The sequence below is a fragment of the Rhizobium sp. Root482 genome, from assembly GCF_001426565.1.
Taxonomy (GTDB): Bacteria; Pseudomonadota; Alphaproteobacteria; order Rhizobiales; family Rhizobiaceae; genus Pararhizobium.
In genome coordinates, this window is record NZ_LMFA01000012.1 from 353,162 (window position 1) to 369,357 (window position 16,196).

Annotated in this window: 17 protein-coding genes; 8 read left to right on the forward strand and 9 right to left on the reverse strand. The window is 64.1% G+C overall.

All coding sequences use genetic code 11. The features are described 5' to 3' along the window. Positions 1-131 precede the first annotated feature (131 nt). The 3 genes from ASD31_RS09675 to ASD31_RS09685 all read left to right on the forward strand — a co-directional run bounded on the left by ASD31_RS09675 (position 132) and on the right by ASD31_RS09685 (position 3,845). Entirely contained in the window at positions 132-2,357 is a 2,226-nt protein-coding gene (locus ASD31_RS09675; protein ID WP_056332260.1) for a transglycosylase domain-containing protein, read from the forward strand. 362 nt (positions 2,358-2,719) lie between these two features. After that, positions 2,720-3,307 (forward strand): DUF1214 domain-containing protein, encoded by a 588-nt coding sequence (locus ASD31_RS09680; RefSeq protein ID WP_056332262.1) that lies wholly within the window; start codon positions 2,720-2,722, stop codon positions 3,305-3,307. Continuing rightward, positions 3,300-3,845 carry a hypothetical protein gene (locus tag ASD31_RS09685; RefSeq protein WP_056332265.1) on the forward strand — a complete coding sequence of 182 codons (546 nt, stop codon included), beginning with the start codon at positions 3,300-3,302 and terminating at the stop codon, positions 3,843-3,845. Before ASD31_RS09680 ends, ASD31_RS09685 begins: the two co-directional genes overlap by 8 nt. Positions 3,846-4,053: 208 nt before the next feature. On the opposite strand, the gene ASD31_RS09690 is transcribed toward ASD31_RS09685, so the two are convergent. Together ASD31_RS09690 and ASD31_RS09695 are read right to left on the reverse strand one after the other, a co-directional pair. After that, a complete protein-coding gene (locus ASD31_RS09690) occupies positions 4,054-4,236 on the reverse strand; it encodes a hypothetical protein (protein WP_082520495.1) in 183 nt (60 codons plus the stop codon). Positions 4,237-4,621: 385 nt separating this feature from the next. Further along, positions 4,622-4,900, reverse strand: a complete 279-nt coding sequence (locus ASD31_RS09695; protein ID WP_056332267.1) for a hypothetical protein — start codon at positions 4,898-4,900, stop codon at positions 4,622-4,624. 302 nt (positions 4,901-5,202) lie between these two features. On the opposite strand from ASD31_RS09695, the gene ASD31_RS09700 reads away from it, so the two are divergent. The 3 genes from ASD31_RS09700 to ASD31_RS09710 all read left to right on the forward strand — a co-directional run bounded on the left by ASD31_RS09700 (position 5,203) and on the right by ASD31_RS09710 (position 7,741). After that, entirely contained in the window at positions 5,203-5,958 is a 756-nt protein-coding gene (locus ASD31_RS09700; RefSeq protein WP_056332269.1) for an SH3 domain-containing protein, read from the forward strand. 120 nt (positions 5,959-6,078) lie between these two features. Continuing rightward, entirely contained in the window at positions 6,079-6,369 is a 291-nt protein-coding gene (locus ASD31_RS09705) for a hypothetical protein (protein WP_056332270.1), read from the forward strand. A 217-nt stretch (positions 6,370-6,586) separates the two neighbouring features. Next, positions 6,587-7,741 carry a DUF2336 domain-containing protein gene (locus ASD31_RS09710; protein ID WP_056332272.1) on the forward strand — a complete coding sequence of 385 codons (1,155 nt, stop codon included), beginning with the start codon at positions 6,587-6,589 and terminating at the stop codon, positions 7,739-7,741. A gap of 110 nt (positions 7,742-7,851) precedes the next feature. Here the strand turns inward: ASD31_RS09710 and ASD31_RS09715 are convergent, their stop codons facing one another. The 4 genes from ASD31_RS09715 to ASD31_RS09730 all read right to left on the reverse strand — a co-directional run bounded on the left by ASD31_RS09715 (position 7,852) and on the right by ASD31_RS09730 (position 12,435). Next, positions 7,852-8,190: a DUF1491 family protein gene (locus tag ASD31_RS09715; RefSeq protein ID WP_056332274.1), complete on the reverse strand. Its 339-nt coding sequence runs from the start codon at positions 8,188-8,190 to the stop codon at positions 7,852-7,854. A 117-nt stretch (positions 8,191-8,307) separates the two neighbouring features. Further along, positions 8,308-9,756 (reverse strand): methyl-accepting chemotaxis protein, encoded by a 1,449-nt coding sequence (locus tag ASD31_RS09720; RefSeq protein ID WP_056332276.1) that lies wholly within the window; start codon positions 9,754-9,756, stop codon positions 8,308-8,310. A 155-nt stretch (positions 9,757-9,911) separates the two neighbouring features. Beyond that, the gene (locus ASD31_RS09725; protein WP_056333173.1) at positions 9,912-10,871 is read right to left on the reverse strand and encodes a peptidoglycan-binding protein; all 960 of its coding nucleotides are present in this window, start codon (positions 10,869-10,871) and stop codon (positions 9,912-9,914) included. After that, positions 10,843-12,435 carry a sensor histidine kinase gene (locus ASD31_RS09730; protein ID WP_056332277.1) on the reverse strand — a complete coding sequence of 531 codons (1,593 nt, stop codon included), beginning with the start codon at positions 12,433-12,435 and terminating at the stop codon, positions 10,843-10,845. The genes ASD31_RS09725 and ASD31_RS09730 overlap by 29 nt, the downstream gene beginning before the upstream one ends. Before the next feature lie 585 nt (positions 12,436-13,020). Here ASD31_RS09730 and ASD31_RS09735 point away from each other — a divergent pair. Then, entirely contained in the window at positions 13,021-13,476 is a 456-nt protein-coding gene (locus ASD31_RS09735) for a DUF5330 domain-containing protein (RefSeq protein WP_056332279.1), read from the forward strand. Positions 13,477-13,591: 115 nt separating this feature from the next. Beyond that, positions 13,592-14,014 carry a SufE family protein gene (locus ASD31_RS09740; RefSeq protein ID WP_056333176.1) on the forward strand — a complete coding sequence of 141 codons (423 nt, stop codon included), beginning with the start codon at positions 13,592-13,594 and terminating at the stop codon, positions 14,012-14,014. Here ASD31_RS09740 and ASD31_RS09745 read toward each other — a convergent pair. The 3 genes from ASD31_RS09745 to ASD31_RS09755 form a co-directional block, all read right to left on the reverse strand. Next, entirely contained in the window at positions 13,980-14,849 is an 870-nt protein-coding gene (locus ASD31_RS09745) for a DUF6456 domain-containing protein (RefSeq protein WP_056332281.1), read from the reverse strand. The genes ASD31_RS09740 and ASD31_RS09745 overlap by 35 nt on opposite strands. Next, a complete protein-coding gene (locus ASD31_RS26750) occupies positions 14,842-15,315 on the reverse strand; it encodes a helix-turn-helix domain-containing protein (protein ID WP_244483802.1) in 474 nt (157 codons plus the stop codon). The genes ASD31_RS09745 and ASD31_RS26750 overlap by 8 nt, the downstream gene beginning before the upstream one ends. Before the next feature lie 231 nt (positions 15,316-15,546). Beyond that, the gene (locus ASD31_RS09755; RefSeq protein WP_056332282.1) at positions 15,547-15,978 is read right to left on the reverse strand and encodes a MucR family transcriptional regulator; all 432 of its coding nucleotides are present in this window, start codon (positions 15,976-15,978) and stop codon (positions 15,547-15,549) included. Between the last annotated feature and the right edge of the window lie 218 nt (positions 15,979-16,196).

Genomic DNA, 16,196 nt, shown 5'->3' on the forward strand with positions numbered 1-16,196 from the left:
CTGTTGGATTTATGCGACAAGTCTACAGGAGATTGCCGGTTTTTTAAGGCTCCTTAGCCATATCGGCGTAGAATGGAAACCCGCGCCATGCAAATATCGGCGGGCGCAGCAAGCTGTCAGGACGAGGCCAAGTGCAGGAACCCAACCAGGACGATATCCGGCCAGAGGCCGAGAACGCCCCGAGGAAGCGCCATATCCTGCTGCGTATCGACAGCTGGATCGACTCGACCGTCTGGAATGCCGGGTTCCGCCTGGGGGTCTGGTGGGAGGACATCACCATCTTTTCCCGCCGCTTTTCCGTGCGTGGCTGGAAGAAGGCGCTGTTCGAAGTGCTCGGCGAGGCGATGACCTGGGGCACGGCCGGCTCCGTGCTGCTTCTGGCGCTGGCGCTGCCGGCCTTCGAGGAAACCAAGGGCAATTGGCGGGCACAGGGCGATTTCGCCGTCACCTTTCTCGATCGCTACGGCAACGAGATCGGCCATCGCGGCATCATCCATGAAGATTCCGTGCCGATCGACGAATTGCCCGATACGCTGATCAAGGCGGTGCTTGCCACCGAGGACCGCCGCTTCTTCGATCACTACGGCATCGATTTCCTCGGCCTGTCGCGGGCGATGACCGAGAATGCCCGCGCCGGCGGCGTCGTCCAGGGCGGCTCGACGCTTACCCAGCAGCTGGCCAAGAACCTGTTCCTGTCGAACGAGCGCACCATCGAGCGCAAGATCAAGGAGGCTTTTCTCGCCGTCTGGCTGGAAAGCAACCTGTCGAAGAAGGAAATCCTGCGCCTCTATCTCGATCGCGCCTATATGGGCGGCGGCACGTTCGGGGCGGCCGCCGCATCGCAGTTCTATTTCGGCAAGGACATCACCGATATCAACCTGGCCGAAAGCGCCATGCTCGCCGGCCTGTTCAAGGCGCCGGCGCGCTATGCGCCGCATGTCAATCTGCCGGCCGCCCGCGCCCGCGCCAACGAGGTCCTGACCAATCTCGTCCAGGGCGGAATGATGACTGAAGGCCAGGTGATCGCCGCCCGCCTCAACCCCGCCACCGTGGTCGACAGGGCAGAGGTCCGCTCGCCCGATTATTTCCTCGACTGGGCCTTCGAGGAGGTCCAGCGCCTCGCCGCTCCCTTCGCCCAGCATTCCCTGGTGGTGCGCACAACCATCGACACGGGCCTGCAGCAGGCGGCCGAGGAATCCATCGAATCCAGCCTTCGCCAATATGGCGAGAGCTACCAGGTCAAGCAGGGCGCCATGGTGATGGTCGAAAACGGCGGCGCGGTGCGTGCCATGGTCGGCGGCCGGGATTATGGCGAAAGCCAGTTCAACCGCGCCACCAGGGCGCTGCGCCAGCCGGGCTCCTCCTTCAAGGTCTATACCTATACGGCGGCCATGGAAAAGGGCTTTACGCCAAGCTCCGTCATCAGCGACGCGCCGATCACCTGGCGCGGCTGGTCGCCGCAGAATTACGCCCGCAGCTATTCCGGCCGGGTGACCATGCTGACCGCCATCGCCAAGTCGATCAACACCGTGCCGGTGCGGCTTGCCAAGGACGAGCTCGGCACCGAGATCATCGCCGAAACGGCAAAGAAAATGGGCATCGAAACCCCCATCCGCACCGACAAGACCATGCCGCTCGGCACCTCCGAGGTCACCGTGCTGGACCAGGCGACGGCCTATGCGGTCTTCCCGGCCGGCGGCATGCAGTCGCGCCGCCACGGTATCAGCCAGATCCTCAACTACGACGGCGATATCCTCTATGATTTCAACCGCGATGCGCCGCCGGCGAAACGCGTCGTCAGCGAGAAGGCCAATGCCAGCATGAACCAGATGCTGACGCAGATTCCGGTGATCGGCACCGCCCGGCGCGCCGCGCTCGACAACGGCATCGTCACCGGCGGCAAGACCGGCACCACCCAGGCCTATCGCGATGCCTGGTTCGTCGGCTTCACCGGCGATTACACCACCGCCGTCTGGTTCGGCAACGACGACTATACCTCCACCAACAACATGACCGGCGGCTCGCTGCCGGCCATGACCTTCAAGCGGCTGATGGACTATGCCGAGCAGGGCATCGAGCACCGCGCGATCCCCGGCATCGAAAACCCGCTGCCGGGCCCGAACGCGAAGAAGAACAAGGAAGTCGCCGCGGGTCAGGCCGGCGAAAATGCGCTGCCGCCGCTCGTGCGCCCCCGCTCGCTGTCGCCCGAGGTCACCCGCCTCCTGAAGGCAATCGGCGAAAGCTTCACGACCGCGCCTGCCCTGAAACTGCCGGCCGTCCTGCCCGGCAAGCTCGCCGAGATCGACCCGCGCCCCACCGGCGAAATCATCAAGGGAGGCCGCAATGGCGGGCTCTGACGCTTGTTTTTCTCCCGGGCCGGCAGACATGCCGATAAGGCGCCTCTCGCCCCGTCACCCCCCTCTGTCCCTCCGGGACATCTCCCCCTCAAGGGGGGAGATTATCATATCGCTCACGGGCCGCCTTACCGAAGATAGCGAAGGCCGTCTCGCCGAAAATGGGATGATTTTGCGATTGATGGGGTCACCGGCCTCTCGGTCAATCTCCCCCCTTGAGGGGGAGATGTCTCGGAGGGACAGAGGGAGGGCTCTAGGCGAGAGGCATCTAATTGCGGGGTCTCCGGGCGAAAGGTCTCCTTACGAAAAGCATCTCCATTCGCCCATCCCCTCCCCGAATTCCCCTGAAAATCCCCGGTAGCCCATTGTTCCGCATCCCGCTTCTCGTTGCCCTTGCCTTGTCCGTCGCCTTCGGCGTCGGCATCGTCGCCAGCGTTTCGGCGCTGAAGGCGACCGTCGGCTTCGGGGCGATCGCGCTTGGCCCCTGGGTCGCCTTTCCCGAGGCGCAGACGGAAAACACCGACCCCTATGCCAAGGCGCATCGCGCCCGGGCCGGCAAGCTGCTCTATGGCGGCGCCGAGGGCCTGGAGTTCACCGCCGCCAAGGACACGGCCGGCGCCAGGCTCACCTCGCTTTGTTCCTACGATATCACCGGCCTGACGCCGCCCGCCCGTTTCTGGACGCTCCGCGCCGCCGGAGCCGACGGCCAGCCGATCGGCGCCGGGCCCGAACTGCCGGATGCCTTCAATGCCTGGACGGTGCTGCGCGAGGCGGACAGTTCCTTCGTCATTCATGTCTCGCCGCGGGCAAAGCCGGGCAATTGGCTGGCCATCCGCCCCGAAGGCGCGTTCAAGCTGGTGCTGACCCTGCTCGACACGCCCACGGCCGGGTCCTCCGGCCTGATCGATCTTGCCATGCCGAGGATCGTCCGGACGGGGTGCGGCAATGCGTAGCGTGATCTATGCGGTCCTGCTGGGGCTTGTCGGCGCCGCCCTGCTGCATATCGTCATCATTCTCGCCCTGCCGCAGTTCACCGGCAAGGATGCCTATAGCCGGGTGCTCGGCCTCTACGAGATGGACAGTTTCTTCCCGCTGTCCAGCCAGCCCGGCCCGACCGGGCTTGCCAACGAGGATCCGTTCCTGCGCGTCGCCGTCTGCGGCTTTTCCGTCACCGCCAGCCCGATGCGCTTCGTCGCCCGCGGCGACGTGCCGTTCTGGTCGCTGTCGGTCTTCGATGCCAATTCCAACGAGGTCTTCAGCATGAACGACCATACGGCGGTCAATGGCAATCTCGATCTGGTGGCGGCCACGCCGCTCCAGCTTATCGACCTGCGCAAGACGCCGCCGGAAAGCCTTGCCCAGTCCATCCTCGTCGAAATGCCGCAGGAGGAGGGCTATGCGGTGCTGCGGGCGCTGGCGCCGATGGACAGTTTCGAGGAGACAGTGCGCAATTTCCTGGCCGGGGCGGTCTGCGAGCCGTTCAGCCGATAGGCGTCATGGTCCGACGGTGATGGTGCCGGGAAGGCAAGCGTCAAAAGGATATGAGAAATCGGGAGGACATGCGAAAATCAGGAAAATCGTCCGTTTTGGCCGGAACGAGGCCAGAGTGGCGGGCAAGGACGGCGTCAGGCCGGTTGCCGCAGGCAGAGGGCGCTGGCGGGCGCGCGTCTGCCGAATGCCGGTCGATGCGATCGGCAGCCTAGTGTTTCTTGGACTTGCTGCGGAGCGGTGTTGCCGGGTTTCCGCCCGGATGGTCATCCAGCCGCTCGTAGCGGATGCCGGTAAACATAAGGATCACCGCATCGCCGTGAACGGCTGGCTGCGTGCCGGTTTTCGGCGGTGCCCGCACGAGGCGGTCCTCTATTCGAATGACGTCTGCCATGCTCGTCTCCAAAAATTGGTTGAGACGGATGAACGAGGTACCGATTTCACCCTGCCCGCTTGCGGGCTGGCGCGTTTCCTGCCTTTCGGCTGGAACATCTGCGCCCTTCTCTCTGCTCCTTTTCCCCGGAAATCCGGGCGTCATGCCATGTCTGCAATTTACCACAGGCCAGCGGCGAACCACCCACCCGTCCCTGAATTGAGCCATAGGATAGTTAATAGCTCCTTAATCGTCAAAACCCCAATCCTGGCGATGGAAATCCTCTACGCTTCGTGACGGGGGCCTCCGGTGATTTGCCCGGGCCACCCCGGACATATCCATCTTTTTTTTTGCAATCCGTATGACGCGATGCGAAACCGAGCGCCGTTCCGGGTGGAACAGGCAATCAGCGGCGCGCAAGCAGGCCGAAGACGAAGGAAATTCCAGCGATGGCCATCAGCGTCGAGACCGGCTCCTCGCGAATGCGCTCACGAAGGCGCTCCGTCAGCACTTCCGCTTCCGATGTCACCACGGCCTTGGCACCGCTGCCAATCGCCGAAACGGATTCGCTCAACCGAGAGATTTCAGCCCGCAACTCGCTGATCTGGTTATCAAGATCGGCGCGGGCGGCGCTCGCTTCGATATCGGCTTGGTTCGGCACGGCTGAGAATTTCTTTTCGACCATTGTCTGGGCTCCTTTTACAATGTCCCTCTCAACGCATCAGCCTGTTTTTGGTTCCCGCTCCCGTCCGTCGCTCGCCGCCTTTGCGCTGGCTTTTTCATATGCATGCCCGCTGATGGAACGAACGCGCCAGCTTTCGCGTTGTGGCCGATCAGCGGCAGTTATCCGCATTCGTGTCATCTCAGAAATGACACAAAAACAATTTCCTAGTGTGGTCGAGACCCTGATGCCGCGACAATGGCATCTCGCAAACGGGATGAAAGATGATGACGATATATAGTAGAAAAGTTTTTAGGCAGGCCCTGATGGCCATGGCCGCCGCAGTGGCATTTCTCATGCCGGCGGCAGCTGCCAATGCGGCGGAAGGATATTCAACCGCCAATGTCAATATGCGCTCCGGTCCCAGCACCCGCTATCCGGCCGTCACGGTCATTCCGGCCGGCACGCCGGTGGAAATCCATGGCTGCCTGTCGGATGTCTTCTGGTGCGACGTCTCCTTCTACAATGGCCGAGGCTGGGTTTCCGGCAATTACGTCCAGGTCGATTACCGCCAGGAGCGGGTCCTGATCGAGCCGGATTACTACGGCGGGCTCGGCATTCCCACCGTTACCTTCGAGATCGGCCGTTACTGGGACAACCATTATCGCGGCCGCAACTTCTACCGCGACCGCGACCGCTACCGGGGCGACAATTACTACCGCCGCGACAATAACGATCGCGACCGCAACCGCGTCGAGGACCGCCGTCCGCGCCGCGATCAGGTGGAGCGCCATCGCGACCGCAACAAGGAACGGGTGATCCGCCGCGACCGTGACAATGACGGGCGCATCGATCGCGATGACCGTCGTGACCGCCAGCGCATCGAGCGACGCGACCGCAACGACGACCGGCGAATCGAGCGGCGGGACCGTAGCGATGATCGACGCATGGAGCGGCGCGAACGCAACGACGATCGGCGTAATAACAGGCAGGAGCACCGCAGTGAAAGGCGGGACGATAACAACAGGGGCAAGAGCCAGTTGAAACCGCGCTGTGCTCCCGGCGATGCTTGCAATCGCTGACCGGAACCTTTGAAATCCGAACGGGCGGCCATGCCGCCCGTTTTCTCATCCGCGGACCGGATCGAGGGCAGGTAGAACAAAACAAACGCATGCGTTGTTTCGCCTGGACGGGAAAGCAGCATGTTCCACACCCCCTTGTCGTTGTCGCTCATGGAATATCGCCGCGCGCAATGCGCGGGCATCGTTCTGCCCGACCTGCGGCTGATCGTGGAAAAACTTCATCGGACCGGCTGGAGCCGCGAGGAAATCCTGGTCGCGATCGGCGACGCCGCCGACCGGCAGCTCTGCGACATCACCGACGACTGCCCGACGCGTTTCATCGACAATCCCGCTCCGGCCCACACCGCCCGCCGCGAGCCGGCGCGGCTGCCGCGAAAAGTGCCATCGTCCGATCTGCCGGTCGAAGGGTAAACCGAATATTAACCACGTCAGGCTAGGCTCCTCCCATCATCCGGCTGCAATCGCAAGGTCGGCATCCGCTGCATCGGCGTCAATGTTTTCAGCGCGCTAGCGTCACGATATTGAGGCCGCCCGCGCAACAGCCGGCGATGTGCCTCTTTGAGATTTCAGCCCGGTGGCGATGTCCCGTCGGAGGCCGTTCGCACGGCTGTCCGAAAATGGGACAAAGATGTTTTGCGTATGGGCGGGTAGTGGCGTGGCGGACCGATTTCGTGAGTTGGAAAGGCCGCAGGCAGGGCGGTTGAAGGACGTGGTCCTGATGGCGACCGTGACCGGTTTCGAAGGCCTGCGCCATCCCCGCAAGAACGACCTGACGCAATTTTCCGAACTGTTCGCACCGCTGTTTTCCGCCTCCAGCGACGAGGCCCGCCGACAGGCTGCGGCAGCGCTCTCGCAATGCCGCCACGTGCCGCAATCCGTCGCCCTCGAGATCGGCAATGCGCCGATTTCCATCGCCGCGATCTTCCTGACCCGCTCCACCTCGATCGACGACCAGACGCTGCTGCAGATCATCCGCGCCCAGGGCCCTGCCCATGCCAATGCGATTGCCCGACGCGACAATCTCTCCGTCCATCTGGTCGATGCCCTGGTGGAGCGCCGCCAGACATCCGCCGCCCCGGTGAAGCCCGTGGAGGCCGCCTCGCCGCCTCCGCTTTCGCCGGCGCTTCCCTGGGCGCAATTCGTGCCGGAGGCCCATTCCTCGACGGCCCCGCCGACCGCTCCGGCCCCCGAAATCGTAGCGGCTTCGGCAACCCAAAGGGCAGCGACGCTGCAGCGCGAGGAAAAACTGCGTGACGACCTGAAGCGCCTTGCCCGCGCCGCGCCATCCGTTTCGGCAATTTCGATCCCCGCCATTGAGCCGCTATCGCCCCTCAACGAGGCGCTGCTCGTTCGCTTTGCCCGCTCCGCCGAGGCCAATCTCTTCGCCGCGAGCCTTGCCGCCGCCCTGACCGCGCCGGTCGAGCTTGGCGAGCGGATCCTGCTCGACATATCCGGCCGGCAGATGGCCACCGCCCTTGTCGGGCTTGGCATGGGGCCTGACGACAACCGCTTCGTGCTGACCTGCTTCTATCCGCATCTGGCCGAGCACCAGGCCGGCGCCACCCGCGCCGATGCCCTGCTTGCCGGTGTCACGCGGGAGGAAGCCATGGCCCAGATCGCCGCCTGGCTCGCCGCCGAACGGAAAAATGCCGACGCCGGGCACCAGCCCTATCTGGCGCCGATCCGCGCCGCCGATCCGCGCCAGCCCGCCGCCCGGCAGGAAAGCGGCCGGGGCACGGCCGAGGTCCAGAAGAAACGCGGTTTCTTCGGCCGCAGCCGCTGAGACACTTGCCAGGCGCACGCTTGCGCTCGGTCAATTCGAATCGAATGACCTGCCGTTTGCCGGGCCTGCGGATTTACCGCATGCCGAAGGATCATGATGTGCCGTCGGCACTATGAGCCGGCAACATCGAACAGGTCGCCGCGCGCCTCCACCTCGATCTCCACCACCCAGCAATCCGGGTCGAAGCGGATTTCGCGCGCCAGCGCCTGATCGACAGCCTCGGCTTCCACCGCCTCCAGCCGCACCTCGAACAGCCGCCCGGGCATGGCGTCTTCGAGAAAACTCTGTGGTGCCGGGCCATAAAGGCTTTCCATGCCGAGGCGCGAACGCTGGCGGATAAAGATCGCCCCCGCCTCCTCCGCCCCCCTGCGCAGCACAGCCGCATACCCCCCCTGCGCAAAGACGCGGCGGATCAGGGCGGAAACGAAAATATCGGATTTGAGGCGCATGCCGCTGGATACACCGGGCGGTGGCGGGGCGCAAATCATGGAGCATGCCCCATCCTTATGACGTGGCCTGCGGCCTCATCCCCACAAACGCGAGCAACGCTGCAAGCCCCAAAAAACCTACACCCGGATCGCCAGCCGCAACCCGCCCCAGTGGCGGCCGTGGACGAAGATGGGGGTGGAAATGTCCTTCATCAGCACGAAATTGCCGGCCCCCATATCGCGGCGGTAGGTCTGGACCAGGAAGGGCTTGGTGCCCCGTCCGGCGGCAAGGCCGACGCGGTCGTTGAACATGCGGCGGTTGCGGCAATTGGCGGTGTTCCATTCGGGATCGCCGGGACGCTGCGGATGGGAGAATTTGCGGTTGTGGGTCGGCAGATAGCCGTTCTCGTCGACCGCCGCGCAAAAGGCGACGCGCTCGTCAGCGGCCGCCACGGGCTCCAGGATGACCGGCAGCACGCGGTCGGTGAATTCGGTGAAGCGGGTCATGACCTGCACCGGATCGCTGCCCGGGATCGGCCGGTATTGCCGGTCGAACAGCGCGTCCATGCCGATGGCCCCGGCGGCGACGCTGTTCTCGAACAGGTCCGAAATCTCGCGCGCCAGGTCGCAGACCTTGCGGATATAGGGACTGTCCGGCGTTTCGAGGCCGGCACTCGCCGTTACCTGGATGATCTTCTCGGACACGGTGACGACCGCATCGACCCGTGCCGAGGCCTTTTGCAGCGCGCCGCTGGAGGTGTGGATTTCGCCGGCGATATCGGTCAGTTGCTCGGCAAAGGCGGCATATTGGCGATCGACCGCGTCGGTCGTGCCGGCGATCGTCGAGGCGCTGTCGAGGATGGTCGACATCACCTCTTCCATGCTGGCGAAGGAGCCCTGGATGTCGCCGGCCTTGCTCTTCACGCCCTCGGCCGACGAGGAGGCCTCGGCACCCGCCACCGTCAGGCGTTCGATGCGGCTGCGCAATTCGCCCAGCGTCTTCTGGATCGAGACCGTGGTCTGCGAGGTCTGCAGGGAGAGCGCCCGCACCTCGGCGGCGACGACAGCAAAGCCCTTGCCCGCCTCACCGGCCCGCGCCGCCTCGATGGCCGCGTTCAATGCAAGCAGATTGGTCTGGCGGGCAATCGCGCCGATCTCGCCGGCAAAGCGGTCGACATCGGCAAGAGCGCCGGAAAAGGCCGAGATTTCGCTGCCGATCTCGCGCGTCGTCGAGACCATATGGTCGATTTCCATCAGCGAACCCTGCAGGCGCTCGCCCTGCTCGCCGAGCACGCTACGGGCCCTGGTGGCCGAGGCATCGGTTTCGTGCAGCGAGCGCGCCACCTCGCCATTGGCGGCGGCGATCGCCCGGGCCGTCTCGGTCACGCTGGAAAAAACGCTCGCATGGCGGGCGGAAAGGGCCGCGGCATCCTGGATGGCGCCGGCGATATCGACAAGGTCGACCCCGAGGCCTGAAGCCTCGCGCGCCAGTTCGGCCACCACCTGCTTGAGGCCGTCGGCCTCGCCGGCCTCGTCGTCGCTGCCGGGTCCCAATCCCGGTTCGGGCATGCGCAAAGCCGTGGCCATCGTCGAAACCGCCTCCTGATCCGCAAAAGCTTACGGCAAACAGGGTTAACGAAACGCAAACGCGAAATTTCCTCCGATTGCAAGCAGAGATGGCAGCCATGGATGATCGGAGAGTGGACGGATGGGAGGCCGGCCGGAGGAAGGACGGCGCACTTTCAGAGCGCGCCGATTTCCCTCATCTTGTTCAACACCTTGTCGCTCGGCTGGCCGGTTTCGGGGAGCCGGTAGTGCTTTTCGAAATGGCGGATGGCAAGCCGCGTCTGCTCGCCCGCCACGCCATCGACGGAGACGTCGGCATAGGCGAGATTGGAGAGCCCCTTCTGGATCTTCATGACCAGTTCGCTGGACGCGGGAATATCGACCTTGGGGATGAATTGCGGATCGATCTCGGCATTGCGGATCGCCGCCGCCACCGGATCAAGCTCGCCCTTGCCGGCGGCCGCTGTCTCGTAGGGCCGCTCCACCGGCCTTGCGGCGGGGCGCGTTCCGGTGTTTTGCGCCTGCAACAGCGCCAGCAGCGCCGGGCTCGCAAGCCCGGTTTCCCGGCGGCCTGTCCGGCTTTCGAATTGCCGGATCGCCGCTGTCGTTTTCGGCCCCGCCTTGCCATCTGCCGGCCCGTCATAGAGCCCGCGGCGGGAAAGCGCCTGCTGCACGGCGGCAACCAGGTCCTCGCCTTCGGGCAGTCGTGCCGGGCTTTCAGCGGCGGCCGCCTGCGGTGCCGGCCGCTCCAGCGGTTGCTCCGCCACCGCGTCCCGCACCTGTTCCCTCACCGGCCGATCGATGCTGGCCGTCTGGGTTTCGCCCTCGCGCTGGATGACGAAGGTCGTCACTTTTTTCGGCTCGATCCGGCCGAGCCCGGCAGCGAGATCGGCGCCGGGATGGGTCATGGGCAGGCGCGTGCGCAGGAAAGGCGACGGATGTTCGCCCGGCTGGTACCACATGGCATTGCCGGCAACGAAGCTGAAGACGACGATAAAGGCAGCCGAGCCGCCGACCGCAGCCGGATGGCGCGAGGCAAGGCGACCGACCAGCGACAGGCCGCGCATGGCAAGCCCCGGACCACGGCTCGCCTTCCGCTTCTTCTTCTCAGGCTGTTTTCGCTTGCGAGCCGTCATGCCCTGCGCTCCCATGTCCTGCGTCGGCATCCGCGCGGCTCATCTGCGGTTCTGCCCGACCCGTCATTTCCTCCCGTTTACGCTCCTTCAGGCGCGGCGGGAACTCCACCATTCTCTGTTCCACCGTTTCCTCTTCGTCGGCGCGGCGGATGCCGGAGCCGTCGAGCGCCACCGAAACGGTGATGACCGTGCCCTCGCCGGGACGGCTGCGCATGTCGAAGCGGCCGCCATGCAGCGCCACCAGCCCCTTCACCAGCGACAGTCCGAGCCCGGTTCCCTCGTATTTGCGGGTATAGTCGTTTTCGATCTGCACGAAGGGCAGGCCGAGCGATTGCAGCTTGTCCTCGGCGATGCCGATACCGGTGTCGCTGACGATCAACCGCAGCGCATCACCTTCGATTTCCGCGTCGATGGTGACGAGGCCGCCGCGATCGGTGAACTTGATGGCATTGCCGACGAGATTGATGAGGATCTGCTGGATGGCGCGCTGGTCTGCATTGACCTCTTCGACATCGCGCATGATCCGGCTGACCAGTTGCACGCCCTTTTCGCGCGCCTGCAGGCTCAGCATCGCCTCGCAGGCCTTGACGGTATCGGCCACCCGGAACGGTTCCGGCACCAGTTCGTAGCGCCCCGCCTCGATCTTGCTCATGTCGAGCATGGTGTTGACCACCGAGAGGAGATGGACGCCGGACTGGTTGATGAGAGCGACATATTCGCGCTGGCGGTCGTTTTCGAGCTTGCCGAAATATTCGCCGGACAGGATATCGGAAAAACCGAGAATGGCATTGAGCGGCGTGCGCAGCTCATGGCTGACGGCCGCGAGGAAGCGGGTCTTGGCCTCGTTGGCGGATTCGGCGAGCCGCGTCTTGTGCGCCGCCTCGGCGCGCAGCCGGGCTTCCTCGGAAATGTCGCGGGACTGGACGAGAATGGCGCCAAGCTGGCCGGTCTCGCCCACCGCCTCAGCCTTGCGAAGCGCCGTCATTTCGCAGCGCATATGCACGAACTGCTCGCCCTCGCCAAAGACGCTCGACCGCTCGAGCCGGATGTCGATGGTCGCCTGGCCGTCGCCCTGCCTCAGGGCATCGATGGCGGTGAGGAAGGGAATGCGATCGGACACGTGGATCTGCTCGATGAAGCCGCGGCCCATCGGATCGCGCATCCATTCGAGATGCGCCAGCGCATCGCGGCCGTGGACGGCGGTGACCGATCCCAGCGCATCGTGAAGGGTGACGAGGCCGGCAAAGCAATCATAGAGTGCTGTGCCGTCATCGGCGGTCGCGGGTGCGGCGGCAGGGTCGGGACGTGCTGCGCGGCGGCCGCGCATATGGGCAATGCCGCCGGCGGCGGCCACGAGCGCGCAGGCCCCGACCAGCGCCGCACCGACGGGAAGCGCCAGCGACACCGGCAGGACAGTCGACAAGGCCAGCGGCAGCGTGGGAAAGGCAATCAGCGTGGCGGCGGCAATCGTGCGGACGACGGCGAGTTCACGGTTCAACTCCGGCTCGCCGGCCACCGGACGGGGCAGCCAGAGGCGCGTGGCATCATCGACGCGGGACGCCATCCTGCCAGCAATGTTACGCAATACGCTCAACGACCAACCCTGTATGTTCGTTCTTTTCAGGAGCCCGTCATGGTCTCCGTTCTTTGGGAGAAGCGACCGCCGGAAGGCCTCCTTAAGGGGCTCGCTCACGCGCTCTCTTCACCCTTCGAATTTCGCACCGGCGGCTTAATGAAAGGATAAATCTAGGCCCCGCAAAGCCGGCGGAAAGGCCGGAAAATCCCATTACGGGACGAATCGCGGCTCGTTCCTCTTTCGTGGTTAATGGGACGTAAGCAACGGATTTCAGATGGTTTTTACTGGGACATTAACCTCTGTGGCAGGATCGCCGGCGGCAAAACCTTGGCTTTGCAGGCCTGCCCGGACGGGGGCTCCGCCATGATGCTTAACGGGGTTCGTTAAAATGCGCTACAAATGCATTTCAAATGCCGATAGATTCAATTTTACGAAAAGACGGTGCAAATCCGAACTGTTTTGGCAAAGGCATGTTCTCAAACCCCGCCTAAGGTGTGATCAAAGGCGCCAAGGAAGATCAATCCGGCAGAGACGGAGACAGGATTGAGCGCCGGATCGAAGGATGGGCAAGACATGTGGTTTCTGATCAAGGGAACATTCTGGTTTTCGCTGGTGCTGGTGCTCCTGCCGTTTCTCGATGCGTCGAGCAGCGCCACGCTTGAAAACGGCCCGAAGGTCGATGTCGGCGACACGGTGTCGGCGGCGAGCGAGGCCTTCGGCTATATCAGCGCGCTCTGCGTGGAGAAGCCGGATGTCTGCATCAAGGGAACCGAGACCTTCGTGGCGCTCGGTCACCGGGCCCGCGAAGGCGCCCGCGTCGCCTATCTCTTTCTCGATGAGCAGTTTGCCGCCCCGAGCGATGCGGTGACCACCGGCACCGTCGTCGCCGCACCTGTTGCCCAGGCCGAAGCGGCCGAGGCCCCGGTCGTCGAGGCCGCCGCAACCGAGACTTCCGAAATGCTGCCGTTCATCAAGAACCCGCCGGTGCCGGAAAAGCGCATCGACCCGAAGACCGCCCTGGCGAACTGACCGCCTGCCCCATCCCTTCGCCGATGGCGACATGAAACCGCTTCACAGGTTCCGCCATCGCGCCTATATGAACGGCATGGACCAGACGAACACATCACCGATCACCCCGCCGCCGATTACCCCGCTTGCCGAGATCATCGACAATTGCGCCTATCTGGACGACTGGCAGGACCGGATGAGCTATGTGATCGAGCTTGGCCGCAAGCTGCCGGACATGCCGGAAGACAAGCGCACATCTGAGAACAAGGTGCAGGGCTGCGCCAGCCAGGTCTGGCTGGTCACCCATGTCGACAGAAGGCCGGACGACCCAATCCTCACTTTCGAGGGCGAATCGGACGCGCATATCGTGCGCGGGCTCGTTGCCATCGTGCTGTCGATCTTCTCGGGAAAATCCGCTTCCGACATCCTCCAAACGGATGCGCTTGATCTGTTCGACCGGATGGGGCTGATCGAATATCTGACGGCCCAGCGCGCCAACGGGCTGCGTTCCATGGTGAAGCGCATCAAGGACGAGGCTGCCCGCCAGCTGGCGGCCTGACACTCGCGGCGATATCGCCTGCTTGCGGGCGATAATCCGCATCCCCCCAGGCATGGCTTTTTCTCCGCCCGGTAGTCGGCGGCGCATAATGCCGCGACAGCGCCATCAAGGCGGCGCGCAGCATCAGTTTGGCCGAACGCGCCGGCCATTGCCTTTCCCGCTCGACGATTTCCAGCCCCTTCTGGAAGCAGCAGACATCGAGCGCGACGCCGCAAAGTTCCGGCCCCAGCGCCTCCATCGCCTTTCCCACCCTGAACCGCGCCGAAAGGGCGGCGTCGCAGAGATCGGCCGTACCGCCCGCCGTGCCCTTCGTTTTCGCGGAAAGGCGGGGCTCATAGGCCATGGTCAGGCGCGGCTGCAATTGCGCCCGGGTGAAATCCGCATGCAGTCGTTCGCCGGCGGCCAGCGCTTCCGGCGGCAAAAAAGCATCACCCGATTTCTCCTTCAGCCGGGCGATGGCGCCGAGCGGTGATTCCAGCGCATTGACCCGCACGTGACGGCGCCCGCCCTCGACATCCATCACCCGGCTTTCCATGGCGCGGTGCTGGTCCTGAAACGCCTCATCCGAACCGACAAGGGCGCGGCGCAGGAAGGCGGGCGCTTCCGCCGACGCCGCCACCTTTCCCTGGTCGACAATGACAAGTCCGCGCGCACGGGCCGCATCGAAAGCGGCACGGCTGAACCGGCGTGGCTCGCCCTCGCCTTCAACCCCAACCATCACCCTGTCCGCCATGGCCTCGAACCCCATGCCGGCACGGCCGGCCAGAGAGCGGACGAGACGGATGAGTTCCCTGGTTTCAGCGGTCCGATCGGCCCGGTGTTTCGCCTCACTCATGCTCGCGTCCTCCGGCAGCGCCGAAGACCGAGGTGACGACGCGCTCGACGCAGCCGACGAAATCGTCATAGGCGGGATTGTCGCGGCGGTCCTCGACGACATGGCAGGCATGGCTGACGGTGGTGCGGTCGCGGCCGAAGGACAAGCCGATATCGGTCATCGAAATCTGCAGCACGACATGGCAGACATACATGGAGATCTGGCGGACATGGCAGCTGGAGCGGCGGCGGTCGCGGCGCATCTGCACGCGCTCGCCCACCAGCATTACCATTTCCGCCGTCAGCTGGCGCACGACCCGGCAGCGCAGATGCGCCGAAACCGGCAGCAAGGGCCCCCAGGGCTCGGCGACCCTGCCCTTGCGCAAACGCGGCGCAGGCAGAACAGACTTGATCTCGAGCGGAAGCCGGGCAAGCGGCGAAGGCGTTCGGCGGATCGCGGGAAAGGCGGCTGGACTGGACTGATGCATGATTTCACTCCTTTGATAGGAATTAATTCATACACCCTAGTGCGAAGGCGGGGATAAGAAAAGGGTCCGTCAGGCACGACACGCCTGTTTTCGTGCGGCTTTCCGGGATCATCAACAGAAATATAGGTATATTTTCCTCTGCCACATCTCCCATATTGGAGACGGATGGAGGAACGAGCCGGCGGCGGTTATGGCGACCGGCCTGTTCTCTTTGTCTATCGGCAGTCCGTCTTACTTGGCGCGGCGCTTGCGGCGCTGGCCGAGACCCATTTCCTTGGCAAGGCGGGAGCGGGCTTCGGCATAGGCCGGGGCCACCATCGGGTAATCGGCCGGCAGGTCCCATTTGTCCCGATAGTCTTCCGGCGACAGCGTGTGATGGGTCATCAGGTGGCGCTTCAGCGACTTGAAGGTACCACCGCATTCCAGACAGGTGATCTGGTCGTCCTGGACGGACTTGCGCACCGAGACGGCGGGCTTCGGCTTTTCGACGGCAACGGGGACCGGCGCCGGACTGTTGGTATTGTTGAGTGCGGCGTGCACGTCGCCGATCAGGGTGGCGAGTTCGGCCACCGGCACGACGTGATTGCTGACATAGGCGGCGACGATCTCTGCGGTAAGTTCAACCAGAAGATCAGGGCCCGAGCCGAGCGGTAGATCCGTCATTCTTTCATTCTCCTATCGGAATTCCATCGAACATATCCGCGGCACCGGGCCGCGGCACAACTATTACCTGTCCAGAAAATGCCCGATGGCGGCGCGACCCGGATTCGGGCGGCATCTCAGCCTGAAGACACCGCCGAGCCTTATCGCCACAATACTGCGTCTTTTCATGGGAGCGGAAACCGTTACCAAAGCGCCGGGCGGGCCGGAACTTCAAAGCA

Coding starts and splice junctions, on each gene's coding strand:
- ASD31_RS26750 (WP_244483802.1), bottom strand. CDS start 15,315: ATGCATCAGTCCAGTCCAGCCGCCTTTCCCGCGATCCGCCGAACGCCT.
- ASD31_RS09730 (WP_056332277.1), bottom strand. CDS start 12,435: ATGGCGTCCCGCGTCGATGATGCCACGCGCCTCTGGCTGCCCCGTCCG.
- ASD31_RS09705 (WP_056332270.1), top strand. CDS start 6,079: ATGTTCCACACCCCCTTGTCGTTGTCGCTCATGGAATATCGCCGCGCG.
- ASD31_RS09725 (WP_056333173.1), bottom strand. CDS start 10,871: ATGACGGCTCGCAAGCGAAAACAGCCTGAGAAGAAGAAGCGGAAGGCG.
- ASD31_RS09685 (WP_056332265.1), top strand. CDS start 3,300: ATGCGTAGCGTGATCTATGCGGTCCTGCTGGGGCTTGTCGGCGCCGCC.
- ASD31_RS09700 (WP_056332269.1), top strand. CDS start 5,203: ATGGCCATGGCCGCCGCAGTGGCATTTCTCATGCCGGCGGCAGCTGCC.
- ASD31_RS09745 (WP_056332281.1), bottom strand. CDS start 14,849: ATGAGTGAGGCGAAACACCGGGCCGATCGGACCGCTGAAACCAGGGAA.
- ASD31_RS09715 (WP_056332274.1), bottom strand. CDS start 8,190: ATGCGCCTCAAATCCGATATTTTCGTTTCCGCCCTGATCCGCCGCGTC.
- ASD31_RS09690 (WP_082520495.1), bottom strand. CDS start 4,236: ATGGCAGACGTCATTCGAATAGAGGACCGCCTCGTGCGGGCACCGCCG.
- ASD31_RS09710 (WP_056332272.1), top strand. CDS start 6,587: ATGTTTTGCGTATGGGCGGGTAGTGGCGTGGCGGACCGATTTCGTGAG.
- ASD31_RS09720 (WP_056332276.1), bottom strand. CDS start 9,756: ATGGCCACGGCTTTGCGCATGCCCGAACCGGGATTGGGACCCGGCAGC.
- ASD31_RS09695 (WP_056332267.1), bottom strand. CDS start 4,900: ATGGTCGAAAAGAAATTCTCAGCCGTGCCGAACCAAGCCGATATCGAA.
- ASD31_RS09755 (WP_056332282.1), bottom strand. CDS start 15,978: ATGACGGATCTACCGCTCGGCTCGGGCCCTGATCTTCTGGTTGAACTT.
- ASD31_RS09735 (WP_056332279.1), top strand. CDS start 13,021: ATGTGGTTTCTGATCAAGGGAACATTCTGGTTTTCGCTGGTGCTGGTG.